Source organism: Ruegeria sp. C12 (genome assembly GCF_056537745.1).
Genome location: NZ_JBQFSA010000004.1, coordinates 137,655 through 157,216 on the forward strand (window position 1 = coordinate 137,655; position 19,562 = coordinate 157,216).

Annotated in this window: 13 protein-coding genes; 3 read left to right on the forward strand and 10 right to left on the reverse strand. The window is 58.6% G+C overall.

The window, feature by feature from the left end:
• Positions 1–208 precede the first annotated feature (208 nt).
• Genes tuf through rpsL form a run of 4 tightly spaced genes read right to left on the reverse strand, consistent with a single transcriptional unit; the run spans position 209 to position 4,438 of the window.
• Positions 209–1,384, reverse strand: coding sequence for an elongation factor Tu (tuf, locus tag ACR0C9_RS09925; protein WP_480780916.1), 1,176 nt, complete (start codon positions 1,382–1,384; stop codon positions 209–211).
• Between the two features lie 60 nt (positions 1,385–1,444).
• On the reverse strand, positions 1,445–3,562 hold the full coding sequence (fusA, locus tag ACR0C9_RS09930; protein WP_480586628.1) for an elongation factor G: 2,118 nt from the start codon (positions 3,560–3,562) through the stop codon (positions 1,445–1,447).
• A gap of 18 nt (positions 3,563–3,580) precedes the next feature.
• Positions 3,581–4,051, reverse strand: coding sequence for a 30S ribosomal protein S7 (gene rpsG / locus ACR0C9_RS09935; protein WP_039529242.1), 471 nt, complete (start codon positions 4,049–4,051; stop codon positions 3,581–3,583).
• Positions 4,052–4,066: 15 nt separating this feature from the next.
• Positions 4,067–4,438 (reverse strand): 30S ribosomal protein S12, encoded by a 372-nt coding sequence (gene rpsL, locus ACR0C9_RS09940; RefSeq protein ID WP_480780917.1) that lies wholly within the window; start codon positions 4,436–4,438, stop codon positions 4,067–4,069.
• A gap of 397 nt (positions 4,439–4,835) precedes the next feature.
• Here rpsL and ACR0C9_RS09945 point away from each other — a divergent pair, with 397 nt between their 5' ends.
• Both ACR0C9_RS09945 and ACR0C9_RS09950 read left to right on the forward strand, forming a co-directional pair.
• Positions 4,836–5,657, forward strand: a complete 822-nt coding sequence (locus tag ACR0C9_RS09945) for a putative rhamnosyl transferase (RefSeq protein ID WP_480780918.1) — start codon at positions 4,836–4,838, stop codon at positions 5,655–5,657.
• Positions 5,654–6,463, forward strand: a complete 810-nt coding sequence (locus tag ACR0C9_RS09950) for a putative rhamnosyl transferase (protein WP_480780919.1) — start codon at positions 5,654–5,656, stop codon at positions 6,461–6,463. The genes ACR0C9_RS09945 and ACR0C9_RS09950 overlap by 4 nt, the downstream gene beginning before the upstream one ends.
• Here ACR0C9_RS09950 and ACR0C9_RS09955 read toward each other — a convergent pair.
• From ACR0C9_RS09955 to rplJ, 5 genes are all read right to left on the reverse strand, one after another.
• Positions 6,448–7,317 carry a DMT family transporter gene (locus ACR0C9_RS09955; protein ID WP_480780920.1) on the reverse strand — a complete coding sequence of 290 codons (870 nt, stop codon included), beginning with the start codon at positions 7,315–7,317 and terminating at the stop codon, positions 6,448–6,450. The two genes, ACR0C9_RS09950 and ACR0C9_RS09955, sit on opposite strands and share 16 nt — an antisense overlap.
• Positions 7,318–7,778: 461 nt before the next feature.
• Complete coding sequence (rpoC, locus tag ACR0C9_RS09960; RefSeq protein ID WP_480780921.1) at positions 7,779–12,020, reverse strand: DNA-directed RNA polymerase subunit beta'; 4,242 nt, start codon at positions 12,018–12,020, stop codon at positions 7,779–7,781.
• Between the two features lie 50 nt (positions 12,021–12,070).
• A complete protein-coding gene (gene rpoB, locus ACR0C9_RS09965) occupies positions 12,071–16,207 on the reverse strand; it encodes a DNA-directed RNA polymerase subunit beta (protein ID WP_480780922.1) in 4,137 nt (1,378 codons plus the stop codon).
• A gap of 250 nt (positions 16,208–16,457) precedes the next feature.
• Positions 16,458–16,832: a 50S ribosomal protein L7/L12 gene (gene rplL / locus ACR0C9_RS09970; protein WP_008755409.1), complete on the reverse strand. Its 375-nt coding sequence runs from the start codon at positions 16,830–16,832 to the stop codon at positions 16,458–16,460.
• 79 nt (positions 16,833–16,911) lie between these two features.
• Positions 16,912–17,430, reverse strand: a complete 519-nt coding sequence (rplJ, locus tag ACR0C9_RS09975; RefSeq protein ID WP_170335589.1) for a 50S ribosomal protein L10 — start codon at positions 17,428–17,430, stop codon at positions 16,912–16,914.
• Between the two features lie 401 nt (positions 17,431–17,831).
• Between rplJ and ACR0C9_RS09980 the strand changes: the two genes are divergently transcribed.
• A complete protein-coding gene (locus tag ACR0C9_RS09980; protein ID WP_480780923.1) occupies positions 17,832–18,791 on the forward strand; it encodes a phosphotransferase family protein in 960 nt (319 codons plus the stop codon).
• A gap of 72 nt (positions 18,792–18,863) precedes the next feature.
• Here the strand turns inward: ACR0C9_RS09980 and rplA are convergent, their stop codons facing one another.
• A complete protein-coding gene (gene rplA, locus ACR0C9_RS09985) occupies positions 18,864–19,562 on the reverse strand; it encodes a 50S ribosomal protein L1 (protein WP_170455063.1) in 699 nt (232 codons plus the stop codon).

Below are 19,562 nucleotides of genomic sequence, written 5' to 3' on the forward strand. Positions count from 1 at the left end.
TTAGAGCATGGTTGTTGTATCAGCTAAAGGTGCATGGATATTTTTGGCAACCGCGAAAAGTGTTCTTGGAGACGTAAAAGTATGTAGGTGGAAAATTTAAACTCAATTAAAAAGGCCGCCCCATGTGGGACGGCCTTCGCTAGTTCAACGGGGTGGGCTCTCATTGCTCCTGCGGAGCAACTGCCGCCCACCAGTCGGCAGAGCCGACTTACTCGATGATCTTCGACACAACGCCGGCGCCGACGGTGCGACCGCCTTCGCGGATGGCGAAACGCAGGCCGTTTTCCATCGCGATGGGTGCGATCAGCTCAACGCCGAACGACACGTTGTCGCCGGGCATGACCATCTCGGTGCCTTCGGCCAGGGTCACGGTGCCGGTCACGTCAGTCGTACGGAAGTAGAACTGCGGACGGTAGTTCGCGAAGAACGGGGTGTGACGACCGCCTTCTTCCTTGGTCAGGATGTAGGCTTCGGCTTCGAACTTGGTGTGCGGTGTAACCGAACCCGGTTTACACAGAACCTGGCCACGCTCAACACCGTCACGATCCACACCGCGCAGCAGGGCGCCGATGTTGTCGCCCGCTTCACCGCGGTCCAGCAGCTTGCGGAACATTTCAACGCCGGTGCAGGTGGTTTTGCTGGTGTCGCGGATGCCGACGATTTCGATCTCGTCGCCAACGTTGATCACGCCACGCTCAACACGACCGGTCACAACGGTACCACGGCCCGAGATCGAGAACACGTCTTCGATCGGCATCAGGAACGGCTGGTCAACAGCACGCTCGGGGGTGTCGATGTAGTCATCAACAGCCGCCATCAGTTCCTTGATCTTCTCTTCGCCGATTTCCGGGTTGTTGCCTTCCATCGCGGCCAGAGCCGAACCTGCAACGATCGGAATATCGTCGCCGGGGTATTCATACGAAGACAGCAGCTCGCGGATTTCCATTTCCACCAGTTCCAGCAGCTCTTCGTCGTCAACCTGGTCCACTTTGTTCATGAACACGACCATCTTCGGGATGCCAACCTGGCGGCCCAGCAGGATGTGCTCACGCGTCTGCGGCATCGGGCCGTCAGCTGCGTTCACAACCAGGATCGCGCCGTCCATCTGAGCGGCACCGGTGATCATGTTCTTGACGTAGTCGGCGTGGCCGGGGCAGTCGACGTGCGCGTAGTGGCGGTTGTCGGTCTCGTATTCCACGTGGGCGGTCGAGATGGTGATGCCGCGCGCTTTTTCTTCCGGCGCACCGTCAATCTGGTCATACGCTTTGAAGTCACCGAAATACTTGGTGATTGCTGCGGTCAGCGTGGTCTTGCCGTGGTCAACGTGGCCAATCGTGCCGATGTTGACGTGCGGCTTATTACGCTCAAACTTTTCCTTTGCCATGATGGCCTCCTTTTTCGGTAATGAAGGGAGCCCCTGACCGGAGCTCCCTCAAATCTTCGCTTACGCGTATTTCGCCTGGATCTCGTCCGAGATGTTCTGCGGAACCGGATCGTAGTGGTCGAACTGCATGGTGAACTGGGCACGGCCCGACGACATCGAACGCAGAGTGTTGATGTAGCCAAACATGTTCGCCAGCGGAACGAACGCGTCGATCGCGATCGCGTTGCCGCGCGGTTCCTGACCAGACACCTGGCCACGACGCGAGGTCAGGTCGCCGATGATACCGCCGGTGTATTCTTCCGGGGTGATCACTTCGACCTTCATGATCGGTTCCAGCAGTTTCGCGCCAGCTTTGCGCATGCCTTCACGCATACACATACGGGCCGCGATTTCGAACGCAAGAACGCTCGAGTCAACGTCGTGGAACTTACCGTCCAGCAGGGCAACCTTGAAGTCGATCACAGGGAAACCAGCCAGCGGGCCGCTATCCATGACCGAGTTGATGCCTTTTTCAACACCCGGGATGTATTCCTTCGGAACGGCACCACCAACGATGCGGGACTCAAAGGAATAACCTTCGCCCGGCTCTGTCGGCTGGATCTCCAGCTTAACTTCGCCGAACTGACCCGAACCACCCGACTGTTTCTTGTGGGTGTAGGTGTGCTCGACCGGCATCGAGATGGTTTCACGATAGGCCACCTGCGGTGCACCAATGTTCGCTTCAACCTTGAACTCGCGCTTCAGACGGTCAACCAGGATGTCCAGGTGAAGTTCGCCCATACCCTTCATGATGGTCTGACCCGATTCCAGGTCAGTTTCCACACGGAAGGACGGGTCTTCGGCGGCCAGACGGGCCAGACCCTGGGACATTTTCTCTTGGTCGCCCTTGGTTTTGGGCTCAACTGCGATCTCGATCACCGGATCTGGGAAGGTCATGGTTTCCAGAACCACCGGATCCTTCGCATCACACAGGGTGTCACCGGTGGTGGTGTCTTTCAGACCCGCCAGCGCGATGATGTCGCCTGCAAACGCTTCTTCGATCTCTTCCCGGTTGTTCGAGTGCATCATCATCATACGACCGATGCGCTCTTTCTTACCTTTGGTCGAGTTCAGGATCGAGTCACCCTTGTTCATGGTGCCCGAGTAGATCCGGGTAAAGGTCAGCGAGCCTACAAACGGGTCGTTCATGATTTTGAACGCCAGACCCGAGAAGGCCATCTCGTCGTCTGCACGACGGGCGATGTCACGAACTTCTTCCTCGTCGCCGGGCTTGAAGCCCATGTAATCGACAACATCCAGCGGGCTGGGCAGATAGTCGATCACAGCGTTGAGCAGCGGCTGAACGCCTTTGTTCTTGAACGCAGACCCACCCAGAACCGGAACGAACGCGATGTCCAGCGTACCTTTGCGCAGCAGGGCGCGCAGGGTCTCAACGTCGGGCTCATTGCCTTCCAGGTATTCCATCATCGCGTCGTCGTCCATTTCGACGGCCGCTTCGATCATCTTGCCGCGCCATTCGTCAGCCATGTCTTTCAGGCTGTCGCGGATCGGTGCTTTGATCCAGCTTGCGCCCAGATCTTCGCCCTGCCACAGCCACTCTTCCATGGTGACCAGGTCGATCAGACCTTCCAGCTCGGACTCGGCGCCGATCGGAATACCAACCGGAACAGCACGTGCGCCGGTGCGGTCTTCGATCATGCGAACGCAGTTAAAGAAGTCTGCGCCGATCTTGTCCATCTTGTTGACGAAAACCATACGCGGAACCTTGTAGCGGTCAGCCTGACGCCACACGGTTTCGGTCTGGGGCTCAACACCGGCGTTCGCGTCCAGAACGCAGACGGCACCGTCGAGAACCGCCAGCGAGCGTTCAACTTCGATGGTGAAGTCAACGTGGCCGGGGGTGTCGATGATGTTCAGGCGGTGCTTGGGGGTATCGGCGGTCTGACCGTCCTCGGTGCGTTCCCAGAAAGTGGTGGTCGCAGCCGAAGTGATGGTGATGCCGCGTTCCTGCTCCTGCTCCATCCAGTCCATGGTGGCTGCACCGTCGTGCACCTCACCGATGTTGTGGGATTTACCAGTGTAATACAGGATACGCTCCGAGCAGGTGGTCTTACCTGCGTCGATGTGCGCCATGATACCGAAGTTACGGTACAGTTCGAGCGGATATTCGCGTGCCATTTTTGATAAGCCTCTGAATTACCAACGGTAGTGGCTGAAGGCTTTGTTCGCCTCGGCCATCTTGTGGGTGTCTTCGCGCTTCTTCACGGCAGTACCGCGGGACTGTACAGCGTCCAGCAGTTCACCGGCGAGGCGTTCTTCCATGGTGTTTTCGTTGCGGCCACGGGCAGCGGTGATCAGCCAGCGGATGGCCAGAGCTTCGCGGCGCTCGGGGCGGACTTCGACCGGAACCTGATAGGTTGCACCACCAACCCGGCGCGAGCGAACCTCGACCGACGGTTTGATGTTGTCGAGCGCTTCGTGGAACACTTCGACCGGTGCGCGCTTGATCTTGTTCTCAACGCGGTCAAACGCGTTGTAGACGATGCGCTCTGCGACCGACTTCTTGCCGTCGATCATCAGGTTGTTCATGAATTTGGTCAGAACCTTGTCGCCAAATTTGGCGTCAGGCAGGACTTCGCGTTTTTCGGCGGCGTGACGACGTGACATATCAGCCTCTCCTTCTTACTTGGGACGCTTCGCGCCGTATTTCGAACGGCGTTGCTTACGGTCTTTGACGCCCTGAGTATCCAGAACACCGCGCAGGATGTGGTAACGCACACCGGGAAGGTCTTTCACACGGCCGCCACGGATCAGAACAACCGAGTGTTCCTGCAGGTTGTAGCTTTCACCGGGGATGTACGAGATCACCTCGAACCCGTTGGTCAGGCGTACCTTGGCAACCTTACGCATAGCCGAGTTCGGTTTCTTCGGTGTGGTGGTGTAAACACGTGTGCAGACGCCGCGTTTCTGCGGGCACTGCTCCAGGTGCATGGACTTCGAGCGTTTTACTTTGGGCTGCCGCGGCTTGCGGATCAGCTGTTGAATAGTTGGCATTCCGGTTTCTTCCCCGTTTTGCAACACACATGACATGCACGCGGGTTGCGTGCGGTTAAATTTGCTGCACTCATGCGTCCACAAGCGCAAAACCCGCGAGCGTTCCCATTCCGAGGTGAACGTCGCGGTTGGTTATCAGAGGGCGCGAACGGCAAAATTGTCCGGGCCTTGACCAGTTCATTACTGAAATCGGTTATGGGGCGGCCCCCGGTACCGAGATGTCGCGCGTATTAAGGGGAGTCGGCCCAAGTGTCAACAGCGCACCCGGCCCACAGGTCAACTGGCCGTATCGCGGCGATTTATCAGGGCTTGCTCCGGTTTGGCAATCGTTCTATTCGTTGCAGCCCATCGGATGCGCGGGCATAGTCGCCGCATCGGATGTCCCAGCGGGTGAATCATGCAAATCCTCGGCCTGTGCCGTTTTTCCTTTCCCGCCACTGACGGCTTTCAGATCCTGCATGACACGGTCGAGGACCGGAGGGCCCACCTATACAGCCCCGCCCGGCTGGAAGAACGGTTCCGCCTGTTTGAAACCACCACCCTGCCCTGTTTTCGCGAACAGACCGACCCGGATTTCGATCTGATCCTGCTGACCGGAACCTGTTTGCCCAAACCCTTTCTTGAACGACTGCAAGACGTCACGTCCGACGTGCCCCAGATCCGCATTGTCCAGAAGGACCCCGCGCCGCACAAAGCTGTGGTTCGCGACGTTCTGAACACCGCACGCCAGACGCCGGATCAACCCTGCATACAGTTCCGAAATGATGACGACGACGCGGTCTCGGTGGATTTTGTCGAACGGCTGCGCCGGACGGCGAACGACAACGCAGGCCTGATGCAACGGTATGAGAGTGTCGGGATCGACTTCAACTCAGGCTATCTGGCGCGGTTTGGGCCGGGTGGGATTCGGGCCACCGCCGTCATGCGCTCGCTGTTGGCCGTCGGCCTTGGGATGTTTGTTCAGGGCGGCAGCAGCAGAACCATATTCGACCGATTGCACAACCGATTGGCCCGGTTCATGCCGGTGATCAGCCAACCTGATGCGCCGATGTGGGTGCGCGGGCTGAACGGGTTCAACGACTCGCCCCATGCGCGGACAGACAAGACCGAACTTCGCCCACTGACGTCGCAGCAAGCCGGGGAATTCATCGCCCGCTTTGCTATCGACTCCGATGCCGTGCGGGAAGCCCATAGCAAAAAACCGGACGACCGGCCATGATGCAGGTTATCGGTCTGTGTCGGTTTTCATACCCTGCCATTGGCGGCTTTCAAGTCATGCATGACACGATCGAGGATCGGCGGCGTTTTCTCTATGACCCGGTCAGGTTGGAGCAGCGCTTGCACCTTTTCGAAACGTTGGCCCTGCCCGGTCTGCGGCACCAGACGGATGAGCGTTTCCAGTTTCTGATCGTTGTCGGCGAGTGTCTGCCCGAACCGGCTCTGCACCGGCTACGCGACATCACGCAAGACCTGCCGCAGGTGCAGATCATCCCGAAACCGCCAAAGCGGCACCGCAAAGTCATGCAAGAGGTGCTGAATGCAGCGCGAAAGCACCCGGACCTGCCCTGCCTGCAATTCCGCCACGACGATGACGACGCCATTGCCATCGATTTTGTCCAACGCTTGCGAGTGGCGGCGCAGGATTGCGGCGGAACCCTGAAACTGCACGACACGGTGGGCATCGATTTCAATAGCGGCTATCTGCTGCATTCCGGGGATGCGGGCGTCTTTACGGCGCAGATTCACCGGCCTTTGGTCACGGCCGGTTTGGGCTTGTATGTCGCGGCAGGCAACCCAAAATCCATCATGAACTTCACCCACAACAAGATCAGCCGCGTCATGCCGGTCGTCACCCTGCCGGACAGCCCGATGTGGGTGCGCGCACTGCATGCGCATAACGACTCGCCTCAGGCCCGGAAAAACCTGAATGACCTGACGCCTGTCCGGCCCGCCGATGAACAGATTCTACGCCAGCGTTTTGCGATTGATCCGGATGCTCTGCGGCAGGTTCAGTCGTCCGATTGAAGCGACCGCTCGCGTAGCAGGGTGAACAGCCCCGCCACGACAACCAAGGCCGCACCCATCAGCGTGACGCTGTCCGGCCAATCCCCAAAGACAAGCCAGCCCAGACCCAGCGCCCATAGCAGGCTGGAATAGCGGAACGGGGCGACAAATCCGACCTCGCCCACCCGCATGACCATCACGCTGAACGTATATCCCATCAGAACAAACACGGCCGCAGCCGCCACCAACCCACCGGTTACATGTGCGACCGGCACCCAGCCTTCGAACACCGAGATGATCGCCGCCGTCACCGTGATCGACAATGACGTCGCCAGAGTGACCACCATCGAAGGCACTTGTGCCGACATGCGCCGCGTAATCAGATCGCGCACAGTAACCGACAGCATCGCAATCAGCGCATAGACCGCATACAAGTTGAACCCCTCGGGCCCCGGGCGGACGATCAGCAGCATTCCGGCGAACCCAATCGCAATGGCGATCATCCGCCGCCAACCGATGCTTTCATTGAAAAACAGCGCCGCCCCCAGCGTCACGGTCAGCGGCAACGCCTGCAAAACCGCCGTCACATTCGCCAGCGGCATGTTTTTCAAGGCCGCCAGAAAGAAGAAAGTGGCCGACAATTCTGTCAGACACCGCAGGGCAACCAGAATTTTGTCATGCCGCGGAAAGTTCAGATGCAGCGCCCCAAGATGCCGGCCCAGCAGATAGATCAGCACCGTCGCCAGCACACCTCGCATGGCAATCAATTGGAACAAAGGCAGGTCCTGCAGCGCAACCTTCACCAGAGTGTCGTTGACGGTAAAGGCCATCATGCTGCCCATCATCAACAGGGCACCTCTGACATTGGGGGTCATTCTGGTCTGATCCAAATACAAATGCTTTTGGGCATTGGTCTTTCAGGTCGCTGAAATGTCAACTCATCAATCAATGATCTCGCCCAGCATGACGGTGGTGTGGGGAGACACCTGTCCAGGCCAAAAGGGCCTATCCAAAACCCGCAGCACCTGTAAACTGATTGGCACCCGATACAGCCGCAGGCTGCACCGGGCACGGCGTATTTGCCCACACTCGACGCAAATCGCCCGCTTTTCTCAAAAAAAATCCCAAAAATGTGAGGTCATTTTGATTACAGCCGAATATTGCCGTCTATTCGCCCGTTACAACAGCTGGCAGAACTGTTCGCTTATTGCGGCAGCCGGAGCCGTACCTGATCCAACCGACCTTCCAAGAATGCCGTTGCTATAGGTGTCGGCGCACTGAACAAAAAAAGGCCCCGCGCAATCGCGGGGCCTTTTTCAATTGTCTTAAGCGAAACTTACTCGCGGCTTTCCGGGGTTTCCACCAGAACGTCCAGCTCATCCCCCACCATGTCGTCGTCGAATGCCGGGGCGGCCAGAGCAGCGGCGGCTTCGGCTTCTTCCCGACGGGCTTCGATGACCACGTTGTCACGCGACTGCGCGATGTGGCGGACGGCCTGAGTTGCACCACCGGTACCGGCGGGGATCAGACGTCCGACGATGACGTTCTCTTTCAGGCCAACCAGCTTGTCCTTCTTGCCCTGAACCGAAGCCTCGGTCAGAACGCGGGTGGTTTCCTGGAACGAGGCCGCCGAGATGAACGAACGCGTCTGCAGCGAGGCTTTGGTGATCCCCAACAGGATCGGCTCGCCCTGTGCCGGACGACCACCACGCGAGAGGGTCTTCTCGTTGGCCGCGTCGAACTCTTGCTTGTCGACATGCTCGCCTTTCAGCAGGGTGGTGTCGCCTGAATCCAGGATCTCCCACTTTTGCAGCATCTGGCGCACGATGACCTCGATGTGCTTGTCGTTGATCTTCACGCCCTGCAGACGATAGACGTCCTGCACCTCGTCGATCATGTAATCCGCCAGCGCTTCAACACCCATGATGGACAGGATGTCATGCGGAGCCGGGTTACCGTCCATCAGGTATTCACCCTTCTGGATGAAGTCCCCTTCGGCGACCGGGATGTGCTTGCCCTTGGGCACCATGTACTCGATGGTCTCCATGGACTCGTCAGCCGGTTCGATGCTGATGCGACGCTTGTTCTTGTAGTCGCGGCCAAAGCGCACGTAACCATCGGCTTCTGCGATGATCGCGTGATCTTTCGGGCGACGGGCTTCGAACAGTTCGGCCACACGCGGCAGACCACCGGTGATGTCCTTGGTCTTGGCACCTTCACGCGGGATACGCGCGACAACGTCACCGGCTTCGACCTGCTGACCGTCTTCGACCGACAGGATCGCATCCACCGACATCGGATAGTGAACCGGGTTGCCCGCATCGTTGCGGACCGGCTCGCCATCTTCACCGACCAGAATGATCTCGGGCTTGAGGTCGCTGCCTTTGGGGGCGGCGCGCCAGTCGATCACGATCTTCTGGGTCATGCCGGTTGCTTCGTCAGTCTCGTCGCGGACGGCAAGGCCCGAAACCAGATCGACATATTTCGCGGTACCGGCTTTCTCGGCGATGATCGGCAGGGTGTACGGGTCCCATTCGAACAGCTTTTCGCCACGGGCCACTTTGGTGCCGTCCTTGACGAACAGCTTGGAACCGTAGCCCAGCTTGAAGCTGGCACGCTCTTCGCCGTGCTCGTCGTTGATCACCAGCTTCATGTTCCGGCCCATGACCAGGCTTTCACCTGCGGCATTGACCAGAATCTGCGGGTTCTCGAACGCGACAACGCCTTCCTGGTTGGCTTCCTGGAACGACTGCTGACCACCTTGGGCAACACCACCGATGTGGAAGGTCCGCATCGTCAGCTGCGTACCGGGTTCACCGATGGACTGGGCGGCGATGATGCCGACAGCCTCACCCGTGTTCACCATAGTGCCGCGAGCAAGGTCACGACCGTAGCAGGTGGCACAAACGCCTTCCTCGGACTCACAGGTCAGAGGCGAGCGGATGCGCATCGAGGCAACACCGGCTTCATCGATGGTGTCCGCCATGCGTTCGTCGATCAACTGACCTGCGGCCACGATCACCTCATCGGTGCCCGGACGCAGAACATCGTCAGCAGCGACACGGCCCAGCACACGTTCGGCCAGCGAGGCGACAACCTCACCGTCGTTCACAGCGGCTTCGGCAGTGATCGCGCGTTCTGTACCACAGTCGATCTCACGAACGATACAGTCTTGCGCCACGTCCACCAGACGACGGGTCAGGTAACCCGAGTTCGCCGTCTTCAGAGCGGTATCCGACAGACCCTTACGTGCACCGTGGGTCGAGTTGAAGTACTCGAGAACGGTCAGACCTTCTTTAAAGTTCGAGATGATCGGCGTCTCGATGATGTCACCGTTCGGCTTGGCCATCAGGCCGCGCATACCGCCCAGCTGTTTCATCTGAGTGACCGAGCCACGCGCACCCGAGTGGGCCATCATGTAGACCGAGTTCGGTTCCTGCTCGGAGCCGTCCTCTGCCCGATCCGACGACGAAATCGTCGACATCATGGCTTCGGTGACGCGGTCGTTACACTTCGACCATGCATCGACGACTTTGTTGTACTTTTCGCCCTGGGTGATCAGGCCGTCCATGTACTGCTGTTCAAAGTCCTTCACCTGACCGCGAGTGTCATCAACGATGCCCCACTTGTCATCCGGGATGACCATGTCGTCCTTACCGAACGAGATGCCCGCCTTGAACGCCTCTTTGAAGCCCATCGACATGATCTGGTCACAGAAGATAACCGACTCTTTCTGACCGCAATAGCGGTAGACAGTGTCGATCACCTGCTGCACTTCTTTCTTCCGCAGCAGGCGGTTGACCAGCTCGAACGGCGCTTTGTTGTTCATCGGCAGCAAGGCACCCAGACGCAGACGGCCCGGAGTGGTTTCGTAACGCTTCTGAACTTCGTTGCCTTCGTCGTCGATCTGCGTGATCCGCGCGGTGATTTTGGTGTGCAGATGCACCTCACCGGCGTCCAGCGCGTGCTGAACTTCGTCGATCGAACCGAACACCTTGCCTTCGCCCGGCATGCCTTCGCGTTCCAGAGTCACATAGTAGAGACCCAGGATCATATCCTGCGACGGAACAATAATGGGCGCGCCGTTTGCAGGCGACAGAACGTTGTTCGTCGACATCATCAGAACACGCGCTTCCAGCTGCGCCTCAAGGCTCAGCGGAACGTGAACGGCCATCTGGTCCCCGTCGAAATCGGCGTTAAAGGCCGAACAGACCAGCGGGTGCAGCTGGATGGCTTTACCTTCGATCAGGACCGGCTCGAACGCCTGAATGCCAAGACGGTGCAGCGTCGGCGCACGGTTCAGCATGACAGGATGTTCGCGGATCACCTCGTCGAGGATATCCCACACTTCGGGACGCTCTTTCTCGACCAGTTTCTTCGCCTGTTTCACGGTCGAAGACAGACCCTTGGCTTCAAGGCGCGAGTAGATGAACGGCTTGAACAATTCCAGCGCCATCTTCTTGGGCAGACCACACTGATGCAGCTTAAGCTCCGGACCGGTCACAATGACCGAACGGCCCGAGAAGTCGACGCGTTTCCCCAGAAGGTTCTGACGGAAGCGACCCTGCTTACCTTTCAGCATGTCCGACAGCGATTTCAGCGGACGCTTGTTGGCGCCGGTGATCACGCGGCCACGACGGCCGTTGTCGAACAGAGCATCCACGGATTCCTGCAGCATCCGCTTTTCGTTGCGGACGATGATGTCAGGCGCGCGCAGTTCGATCAGACGCTTCAGACGGTTGTTCCGGTTGATGACGCGGCGATACAGATCGTTCAGATCCGAAGTCGCAAAACGGCCACCATCCAGCGGCACCAGCGGACGCAGTTCCGGCGGAATAACCGGGATCACGGTCATCACCATCCATTCGGGACGGTTGCCCGACTCGAGGAAGGATTCAACAACCTTTAGACGCTTGATGATCTTCTTGGGCTTCAGCTCGCCGGTTGCTTCGGCCAGATCAGCGCGCAGCTGCTCGGCTTCGGCTTCCAGATCGATCTGGGCCAGCATCTCGCGGATGGCTTCTGCACCGATGTTCGCGGTGAACGCGTCCATGCCATAGGCATCCTGTGCGTCCATGTACTCTTCTTCAGTCAGCATCTGGCCATAGGTCAGGTCGGTCAGACCGGGCTCGATGACGACATAGTTTTCAAAGTACAGAACGCGTTCCAGATCGCGCAGCGTCATGTCCAGCATCAGACCGATGCGGGACGGCAGCGATTTCAGGAACCAGATATGCGCAACGGGCGCGGCCAGTTCGATGTGGCCCATACGCTCGCGGCGGACTTTTTGCAGGGTGACTTCCACACCGCATTTCTCGCAGACAACGCCGCGATATTTCATCCGCTTATATTTGCCGCACAGACATTCGTAATCTTTGATCGGGCCAAAGATACGCGCGCAGAACAGACCGTCACGTTCAGGCTTGAACGTCCGGTAGTTGATGGTTTCGGGTTTCTTGATCTCGCCGTAGGACCAAGACAGGATCCGCTCGGGCGACGCCAGCGAGACCTTGATCTCGTCAAAGACCTTCGGGGGCGTCAGCGGGTTGAACGGGTTGTTGGTGATTTCCTGGTTCATTTGTTACCTCAAATCTTGCGGAAGGGGGGACGGGAGAAAGGGCAGCGCCCTTACTCCTCAACCTCCGCATCCAGGAGTTCCATATTCAGGCCGAGGCCACGGACTTCTTTAACTAGAACGTTGAACGATTCCGGTACGCCCGCTTCAAAGTTATCCTCGCCCTTGACGATCGACTCATAGACCTTGGTCCGGCCGGCGACGTCATCCGATTTCACCGTCAGCATCTCCTGCAGGGTGTAGGCGGCGCCGTAAGCTTCCAGAGCCCAGACCTCCATCTCACCAAAGCGCTGACCACCGAACTGCGCCTTACCACCCAGCGGCTGCTGGGTAACCAGGCTGTACGGCCCGGTCGAACGCGCGTGGATCTTGTCGTCCACCAGGTGGTGCAGTTTCAGCAGGTACTTGATGCCCACGGTCACCGGACGTGCGAATTGCTCACCGGTACGACCGTCGAACAGAACCGACTGACCGCTTTCCGAGAAGCCCGCACGCACCAGCGCGTCGTTGACGTCTGCCTCTTTGGCTCCGTCAAAGACCGGGGTGGCGATCGGAACACCGCGGGTCACGTTGCCAGCAGCCTCGATCAGGCCATCCTCGTCCAGACCGGTGATGCCTTCTTCGTAGACATCCTCGCCATAGGCCAGTTTCATTGCCTCACGTACCGGGGTCAGATCGCCGGAACGGCGGTATTCACCCAGAGCGTCGTCGATGTTCAGACCCAGACCGCGCGCGGCCCAACCCATGTGGGTTTCAAGGATCTGACCGACGTTCATACGCGAAGGCACACCCAGCGGGTTCAGACAGAAGTCAACCGGCGTACCATCGGCCAGGAACGGCATGTCTTCCATCGGAACAACCTTGGAGATCACACCTTTGTTCCCGTGACGACCAGCCATCTTGTCGCCCGGCTGAAGCTTACGCTTCACGGCGATGAAGACTTTGACCATCTTCATCACACCCGGCGGCAGGTCGTCGCCACGGCGGACCTTCTCGACCTTGTCTTCGAAACGGGCGTCCAGAGCACGCTTTTGCACTTCGTACTGCTCGTTCAGAGCCTCAACGATCTGTGCGTCCTGCTCACCTTCCAGCGCCAGCTGCCACCACTGACCACGGGTCAGGGTTTCCAGCAGTTCTTCGGTGATCACCGACCCTGCCTTGACGCCTTTCGGGCCTTTGACGGCGGTTTTACCCAGGATCAGACCTTGCAGACGCGCATAGATGTTGCGGTCAAGGATCGCCAGCTCGTCGTCCCGGTCACGGGCCAGACGTTCGACTTCCTCACGCTCGATCTGCAGCGCACGCTCGTCTTTCTCGACGCCGTGACGGTTGAAGACGCGAACCTCGACGACCGTACCGTAATCGCCCGGCTTCACGCGCAGCGAGGTGTCGCGCACGTCAGATGCTTTCTCACCAAAGATGGCGCGCAGCAGCTTTTCTTCCGGGGTCATCGGGCTTTCGCCCTTCGGAGTGATCTTGCCGACCAGAATATCGCCCGGCTCAACATCCGCACCGATGTAAACGATGCCCGCCTCGTCGAGGTTGCGCAGCGCTTCTTCACCGACATTCGGGATGTCGCGGGTGATCTCTTCCGGACCCAGCTTGGTGTCACGGGCGGCGACTTCGAATTCCTCGATATGGACCGAGGTAAAGACGTCATCACGCGCGATACGTTCCGAGATCAGGATCGAATCTTCGTAGTTGTAACCGTTCCACGGCATGAACGCGACGACCACGTTCTTGCCAAGGGCCAGTTCACCCATATCGGTCGACGGACCGTCGGCAATGACCTCACCCTTCTGGACGGTGTCACCCACCTTGATCAGCGGACGCTGGTTGATGCAGGTGTTCTGGTTCGAGCGCTGGAACTTGCGCAGACGATAGATGTCAACGCCAGCGTCGCCCAGTTCCAGATCCTCGGTAGCGCGGATAACGATACGCTGGGCATCGACCTGGTCGATGATACCGGCGCGTTTCGCCTGAATCGCAGCACCCGAGTCGATCGCAACCTTTTCCTCGATCCCGGTACCGACCAGCGGTGCCTCGGCCCGCAGCAGCGGAACCGCCTGACGTTGCATGTTCGAGCCCATCAGAGCGCGGTTGGCGTCGTCATTTTCAAGGAACGGAATCAGCGATGCAGCAACCGAGACCAGCTGTTTCGGAGATACGTCGATCAGGTCCACATTCTCGCGCGGGGCAAGGGTGTAGTCACCAGCCTGACGGGTCGACACCAGATCGTTGATAAACTTGCCATCAGCATCCAGCGTCGCGTTCGCCTGCGCCACGGTGTGACGCATTTCTTCGGTCGCGGACATGTAGTGAACCTCATCGGTCACCTCGGCGTCTTTGACGACGCGGTACGGTGTTTCGATGAAGCCATACTTGTTCACGCGGGCGAAAGTAGCCAGCGAGTTGATCAGACCGATGTTCGGACCTTCCGGCGTTTCAATCGGGCACATCCGGCCATAGTGGGTCGGGTGTACGTCGCGCACCTCAAAGCCTGCACGCTCACGTGTCAGACCACCGGGGCCAAGCGCCGAGAGACGGCGTTTGTGGGTGACTTCCGACAGCGGGTTGGTCTGGTCCATGAACTGCGACAGCTGCGACGAGCCGAAGAATTCGCGGACCGCAGCGGCAGCCGGTTTTGCGTTGATCAGGTCCTGCGGCATGACGGTGTCGATCTCGACCGACGACATACGCTCTTTGATCGCGCGCTCCATCCGCAGCAGGCCAACGCGGTACTGGTTTTCCATCAGTTCACCGACCGAACGGACACGACGGTTGCCGAGGTGGTCGATATCGTCCACGTCGCCTTTGCCGTCACGCAGTTCAACCAGCGCCTTGACGCAGGCCACGATGTCTTCGCGGCGCAGGGTGCGCAGGGTGTCCGGCGCGTCCAGAGCCAGACGCATGTTCATCTTCACGCGGCCAACGGCGGACAGGTCATAGCGTTCGCTGTCGAAGAACAGCGTGTCGAACAGAGCGGACGCAGCCTCGACGGTGGGCGGCTCGCCCGGACGCATGACGCGGTAAATGTCCATGAGCGCGCTTTCGCGGTTCATGTTCTTGTCCTGCGCCATAGTGTTGCGCATGTACGGACCAACATTGACGTTGTCGATGTCCAGAACCGGAATGTCGGTGATACCCGCGTCGATCAGCTCTTTCGCGGTGCCACCGATCAGGTCGCCGTCCTTGTCGTATTCCAGCGTCAGCTCGTCACCAGCTTCAACATAGATCGCACCGGTTTCTTCGTTGATGATGTCCTTGGCGACATATTTGCCAACGATGTGATCGAACGGAACCAGCAGGTCGGTAACGGTGCCTTCGTCGATCAGCTTCTTGACCGCGCGCGGGGTGACCTTCTTGCCTGCTTCGGCAATCACTTCACCGGATTTGGCGTCAACCAGATCATAGGTCGGACGGGTGCCGCGTACACGCTCGGGGAAGAACGGCGTGACCCAACCCTTCTTCTTGTCCAGCTTGTAGGACACGGTGTTGTAATACGCGTCCATGATCGCTTCCTGGTCCAGACCCAGCGCATAAAGCAGGGTCGTCACAGGCAGCTTACGGCGACGGTCGATACGGGCGAACACGATGTCCTTGGCGTCGAACTCAAAGTCCAGCCAGCTGCCGCGATACGGGATGATGCGGCAGGCAAACAGCAGCTTGCCCGAGGAATGGGTCTTGCCCTTGTCGTGGTCAAAGAACACACCGGGCGAGCGGTGCATCTGGGACACGATCACACGCTCGGTGCCGTTCACGATGAACGTCCCGTTCGGTGTCATCAGGGGCATATCGCCCATGAACACGTCCTGTTCCTTGATGTCTTTGACCGATTTCGCGCCGGTGTCCTCATCGACATCAAACACGATCAGACGCAGAGTAACCTTCAGCGGCGCGCTGTAGGTCATGTCGCGCTGCATGCACTCTTCGACGTCGTATTTCGGCTTTTCCAGATCGTATTTCACGAACTCCAGAACGGAGGTTTCGTTGAAATCCTTGATCGGGAAAACCGACTGGAACACGCCTTTGATTCCTTCGCCGTCGGTGGGCTGCTCTGCATCGCCGGAGCGCAGGAAAAGATCATAAGAAGATTTCTGAACCTCAATGAGGTTCGGCATTTCCAGCACTTCGCGGATTTTGCCGTAATATTTACGAAGACGTTTCTGGCCAAGGAACGTTTGAGCCATGTCAGATGTCACCTTTCGATGTTCTCAGCGGGCAAAGACACCGTCGGGCCCCGGCATCTTGCACAATCGAGACAACACGTCCGGATCAATTCATGGCCACCGTCCCGAAGGCGGCCTCCCGATCCGAAAACCGTGTCTTAGAAAACGCCCCCATGATTGAGGCCCTTTCTAAGACAGGTTCGGCTGGACCCGGATTTCTCCGGACCCAGCCAAAATTTCAGGCGCATCAGCGATGCACCGGTAAGCAGGCTTAGGCCAGCTCGACCTCGGCGCCAGCTGCTTCCAGCTTGGCTTTGACTTCTTCGGCTTCTGCCTTGTCAACGCCTTCTTTGATCTTGCCGCCAGCTTCGACCAGTTCCTTGGCTTCTTTCAGGCCCAGACCGGTGATGCCGCGAACTTCTTTGATCACGTTGATTTTCGAAGCGCCGGCGTTCTTCAGAACGACGTCGAATTCGGTTTTCTCTTCCTCAGCTGCGCCACCGGCGTCGCCACCGGCTGCCATGACAACTGCGCCGCCAGCTGCGGGCTCGATGCCATATTCGTCTTTGAGGATGGTTTTCAGTTCTTGTGCTTCCAGCAGGGTCAGACCCACGATGCTTTCTGCGAGTGCTTTCAGATCAGCCATTTTATCAGCTCTTTCCGTTTACAGTGTGTGTTCCAACGTCAGGGGGTTTCCCCTACGCAGATCATTCAGTGCCAACCGCTTACGCAGCTTCCGCCTTCTCTTCGATGGTGGAAAGGATGCTTGCGATGTTGCTTGCAGGTGCGCCAATCGCGCCGGCGATGTTCGAAGCAGGTGCGCCAATGCAGCCCACGATCGAAGCAATAAGCTCCTCGCGAGACGGCATTTTCGAAACTGTTTCGACGCCTTTGCGGTCCAGAGCGTTCTCACCCATTGCACCACCAAGAATCTCAAAATTCTTGTTATCCTTGGCGAAGTCCTCGGCCACCTTGGCTGCTGCCACGGGGTCCTCGGAATAGGTCAGAACGGTCATCCCTGTCAGCAGGTCGGCCATGCTTTCACACGGCTTACCCTCAAGGGCGATTTTGGCGAGCCTGTTCTTGGCAACACGCACGGCACCACCCGCGTCACGAGCACGTGCGCGAAGGTCCTGCATCTCGGCAACTGTCAGACCGGCGTAGTGAGCAACCACTACGACGCCAGAGCTTTCGAAGATTTGGCCGAGTTCCTCGACCACTTTCTCTTTCTGGGCTCTATCCACAGTTCTCTCCAAGTTAGGGGCGATACCTCACCCCGGCTCATATTTGCCGCAGCTTTCGCTCCGGCGTTCAGGTCCGTTATTACGGGATTGGCCAAAACGCGCCCGAGGGTGGGACCCTCAGAATTCTTTGGTCTTACCCGTCTCAGGCAGGGAATTAAGGGGCCGATTGGCACCACCCACCGTCTTGGACGAAACGAAAGAAAGCGCACGACGAATCGCACGCTTTATTCCGCAGGTCTACTTAGGGCAGACAGGTCCGGTTTCCAAGGGGTAAATTGCACGTACCAGCGATCTATCGCCCGTATGTCCGGTTCGGGCGAACCATTGACACGATTGCACCGCTCTTGTCTTGTCAGACCCGCCGCCGGGGCACAGAAATTCAGACGCAGATTTGCGAGACCATGCCAACACTTACGATTTCCGAATACGACATGGCCCGCGAGTTTGCCAACGAATTTGCGCGCGATCACCTGCGCGACCGCATCACCGGGCTTCACAGCGTCTACCGATCACATGGCTTCCCCGGTTCGCGCTTTGTGATGAAGGTCGAAACACCGTCGCAGAACTATGCGCTGAAGATCGACACCATCTCACCCGAATCCGGACGGCTGCCCAACGAATTCCAGGTGCTGACCCGCGTGCACGATCATTTCCGACGGCACGAGACCGCCCGCGTGGTCCGCCCGGTATTCCTGTCGCCCGGCGGCGCGTTCATGGTCACCGAATATGTCGACCGCCCCACCGCCGTTGATGTGATCTACAACAGCACCGACGATAAACAGGTTGCCCAGATCTACCGCCGCGCCGGGTCGTGGCTGCATCACCTGCACAGCATCCAGAAGCCGACCGACTACGCGTTCCGACCGCGCTGGATGACCGACAACATCCGCGAACTGTCAACACTCGTTCCCCCCGATATCGCCCGGATCAGCCAGCCCATGGTCGATGCTTTCTTGGCCGAAGCCGCGCGCCTTCGAAACCGGCCCGACCTGCGCGTATTCTCGCACGGAGATTTCCACGGCCTGAACCTGATCATGGGTCAAGGCACCACTATCGGGCTGGATTTCACCGAAGCACGGGACAAGCTGGCCGTCTATGATATCGTGGATTTCCTGAAAGCGGACATATTCCGGGACGGCCCCAAGCCCGAGGTTGACCGAAGCGGCATCCTGAAAACCAACAAGCAGATGTTCTTCAAACTCTACCGCCACCCCATCGACATGGAGATCCTGGATTGCTGCCTGCGGGGTCGCCTGCTGAAAGACTGGCTGCGCCTGTGGCGGCCGGATTTTATTTGCAGCCAGTTTGAAGAACGTAAACGCGACCGCCTGGAAACCCGCTTGCGGCAAATCTTTCTGTAACGCCTGAGGCAAAGAAAAACCCGGGCCGTTCGCACGACCCGGGCCCATTTTCCAATGACTGAAAGCCGGGGCTTATTCGCCCGCAGCCGCCGCCACGTCCAGAGTCACGCCCGGGCCCATGGTCGAGCTCAGCGCGATTTTCTTCATATAGGTGCCTTTGGCGCCCGACGGTTTGGCCTTGGCCACAGCCGAGATGAAGGCACGGACGTTTTCGACCAGCTTGGCTTCGTCAAAGGACGCTTTGCCAACACCGGCATGCACAACGCCGCCTTTTTCCGCCTTGAACTGAACTTCACCGCCCTTGGCTGCTTCCACGGCCGCTTTCACGTCCATGGTCACAGTGCCGACCTTGGGGTTCGGCATCAGGTTGCGGGGGCCCAGAACCTTACCCAGACGACCGACGATCGGCATCATGTCCGGGGTGGCAATGCAGCGGTCGAATTCGATGGTGCCGCCCTGAATGGTTTCCATCAGGTCCTCTGCGCCAACGATATCTGCGCCAGCTTCTTTCGCCTCGTCAGCTTTGGGGCCACGTGCGAACACAGCAACGCGCATCGCTTTACCTGTGCCGTTCGGCAGGCCGACAACGCCACGAACCATCTGGTCCGCGTGACGGGTGTCAACGCCCAGGTTCATCGCGATTTCGATGGTCTCGTCGAATTTCGAGGTTGCATTGCCCTTGACCAGAGCAACCGCATCTTCAACCGACAGGTTTTCCTTGCCGGCGACAGCTTCGCGCGCAGCGCGGGTACGTTTACCGAGTTTTGCCAT